3 protein-coding genes, 1 tRNA gene and 2 rRNA genes are annotated in these 2,739 nt (G+C 32.3%); 1 reads left to right on the plus strand and 5 read right to left on the minus strand.

Annotation, left to right across the window (positions count from 1 at the left end; translation table 11 throughout):
* Together JK636_RS22205 and JK636_RS22210 are read right to left on the minus strand one after the other, a co-directional pair.
* Positions 1-193 (minus strand): 16S ribosomal RNA (locus tag JK636_RS22205); the annotation flags it as partial.
* 495 nt (positions 194-688) lie between these two features.
* Entirely contained in the window at positions 689-1,432 is a 744-nt protein-coding gene (locus JK636_RS22210; RefSeq protein ID WP_202751188.1) for a peptidylprolyl isomerase, read from the minus strand.
* Between the two features lie 197 nt (positions 1,433-1,629).
* On the opposite strand from JK636_RS22210, the gene bcp reads away from it, so the two are divergent.
* Positions 1,630-2,085 (plus strand): thioredoxin-dependent thiol peroxidase, encoded by a 456-nt coding sequence (gene bcp / locus JK636_RS22215; protein WP_420839277.1) that lies wholly within the window; start codon positions 1,630-1,632, stop codon positions 2,083-2,085.
* A gap of 150 nt (positions 2,086-2,235) precedes the next feature.
* Here bcp and JK636_RS22220 read toward each other — a convergent pair whose 3' ends face one another.
* From JK636_RS22220 to rrf, 3 genes are all read right to left on the minus strand, one after another.
* Entirely contained in the window at positions 2,236-2,397 is a 162-nt protein-coding gene (locus tag JK636_RS22220; RefSeq protein ID WP_202751189.1) for a hypothetical protein, read from the minus strand.
* A 145-nt stretch (positions 2,398-2,542) separates the two neighbouring features.
* A tRNA-Phe gene (locus tag JK636_RS22225) sits at positions 2,543-2,618 on the minus strand.
* A gap of 7 nt (positions 2,619-2,625) precedes the next feature.
* Positions 2,626-2,739: ribosomal RNA gene (rrf, locus tag JK636_RS22230) — 5S ribosomal RNA — on the minus strand; the annotation flags it as partial.

Raw genomic sequence — 2,739 nt, forward strand, 5'->3', positions numbered from 1 at the left:
TTACAATATCATGCGATATCGCAATGTTATGCGGTATTAATCTCCCTTTCGGGAGGCTATCCCCCTCACTAAGGCAGGTTACCCACGTGTTACTCACCCGTCCGCCGCTAGAGACCAAAGTCTCCCGCTCGACTTGCATGTGTTAGGCACGCCGCCAGCGTTCGTCCTGAGCCAGGATCAAACTCTCAATTTAAAAGTTTGAAAACTTAAGCTCATCGCTTACTTAAAATTTAGAAGTTGCTAAACAACTTCAAAAGAATTGCTGGTCATTTACCTTAATTTCTCTGTTTAATTTTCAAAGACCAATTTGTACTGTTGTATAACACTCTCTCAAGCACATGTTCTATTGTATAACAGACTTAGATATTTGTCAACAACTTTTTAAACTTAATTTTTCGCTTTATCCTTTTGGACTCAAGCGACATGTATTATCATATCAGCAATATCATAAGCCAACAATTATATTATAATCAAATTTTAATTATTATATCCATTATTCTCTTAAATTCTTTTAGTTTCTCTTTAATTATAGTAATGACACTCTAGGCAAAGTTTATATCAAAAACTAATATTTTATAGTTTCATATAACATCATTCTTCTTATATTATATATGTTTTATCTAATAGTATAATGGAATTTAGATATAAAAAAAGTAGACATTAAACTATCTACCTTTTTAAAACTTTACTATTTGATTTCTACGCTATATTTTTTCTTTAAGTCTTCAGTTAGCTGCATATACTTAAAACTTTCTCTCTCATTTAATAATTCTCTTTTTATGAGGTCCTGCACTTCTTCTAAAGGCCTTACACTAGGGGATACCTTATCCTCAACCTTTATTATATGATATCCAAATTGAGTCTTAACTGGATCACTTATTTCTCCAATATTAAGATTAAATGCCGCTGTTTCAAATTCAGGCACCATTTGTCCTTTTGTAAACTGACCGAGGCTTCCACCTTGCTCTTTAGATGGACAGCTTGAATATTGCATAGCAGCCATTTCAAAGTTCATTCCATCTTCTATTTTAGCTTTTACCTCGTTAGCGGTTTCAATATTGTCAACTAATATGTGTCTTGCAGTAACTGCTCCTTCTGTTTGAAAATAATGTTGATTTACTTCGTAGTATGCTTTTACTTCTTCATCCGTAACAGATACATCAGCCAACATAATATTTATAGCAGTTTGTGTCAGTATCTCCTTCTTGGCTACCTCTAATCTAGCAATATAATCTTGATCCTTTTCTATATTATTATCCTTAGCATAATTATAAATTAATTCAAATGAAATAATTTGATCTAATAGCTGCTTCTTGCCTTCTTCAGTCATAAGATATGCCTGTCTTTCCCTAGGAAACTTAACCAACGCATTTTGAAGGTCTCTTTCAGTTATTTCTCCACCATTTACTACAGCTAAAATTTTATTTTCCATAATCGTTCTCCTCTTTAGACATATTATTTATTACTTAACCATAATAACATATAATGCCTTTGCCTCCAAATAAAACTAAAGACAATTTTATATAAACATATTAAATAAAATGATAAAGTTTGGCAATAATTTATATTTATAATATAATATAATTAATAATAAAACTTATTACTAAGGAGGTTTTTTTCGTGAATAGTATAGAAATTAAAGAAGGAATGGTGTCACCAGAATTTAAGCTAGAAGGTTCTGATGGTAAAGTACACAGCTTAAAAGATTATCTTGGTAAGAAGGTTATTTTATTCTTCTATCCTAAAGATAATACTCCTGGCTGAACAAACGAAGCTGTTAGCTTTAGAGATAGTTTGTCTCAAATAGAAGATTTAAATGGAGTTGCCATTGGCATTAGCAGAGATTCTATTGCTTCCCATAAAAAATTTATAGATAAATATAATTTGCCATTTGTGCTTTTATCAGACTCCGATGAAGTTGTATGCAACCTTTATGGGGTATTAAAAGAGAAAAATATGTATGGGAAAAAAGTTATGGGTATTGAAAGGAGTACTTTTATCATTAATGAGAATGGAACTATTAAAAAGATTTTTAAAAAAGTAAAAGTAGACGGTCATGTTGATGAAGTAATTAAGGAATTATAATAAATTAGGGTGCTAACTTAAGCACCCTAAACTACTCTAATGAGTAACCATATAGTTCTTCTAAGCTATAGCCTTGAGATAAGCCTATATGCCATTCATAATTATTATCCATTGCTGAATAATAAACCTTATAAATATCATCTACTTTAACTAATGTAGATCTATAAGTCTGTTTATTATCCCAAGCATTATTAGAAATTGATGGAGCAATAATAGTCGTTGCACTGTTATTGCTCCATCAGAAGATACTCCCCAAACTAATCTCATATTATTTGCCGCTCTCTCTCCATCTCTAAATACTGTTAAAAGCATTTCATAGCCCTTATCTGTGTGAACTACATCTAAATGCCATGGTAAATATGAATCTTTCAGTAATTATATTAATAACTCCACCTTTTGTTGAAAAATAATCAAAGTAAAATAAAAAACACCTTAAAGTTTTCACTATAAGGTGTTTTGGTGGCCAGACCAGGAATCGAACCAGGGACACGAGGATTTTCAGTCCTCTGCTCTACCGACTGAGCTATCTAGCCGTATGTTATCTAGCAACTCTCTACTCTTCCACTCAGTCTCCCGAGCAGTACCATCGACATCTCAAAGCTTAACCTTCGTGTTCGGAATGGGAACGGGTGTAACCTTTGCATCATCGCCACT

This window comes from Clostridium rhizosphaerae (assembly GCF_016765585.1).
GTDB classification, from domain to species: domain Bacteria; phylum Bacillota; class Clostridia; order Clostridiales; family Clostridiaceae; genus Clostridium_AT; species Clostridium_AT rhizosphaerae.

Coding starts and splice junctions, on each gene's coding strand:
- JK636_RS22210 (WP_202751188.1), bottom strand. CDS start 1,432: ATGGAAAATAAAATTTTAGCTGTAGTAAATGGTGGAGAAATAACTGAA.
- JK636_RS22220 (WP_202751189.1), bottom strand. CDS start 2,397: ATGCTTTTAACAGTATTTAGAGATGGAGAGAGAGCGGCAAATAATATG.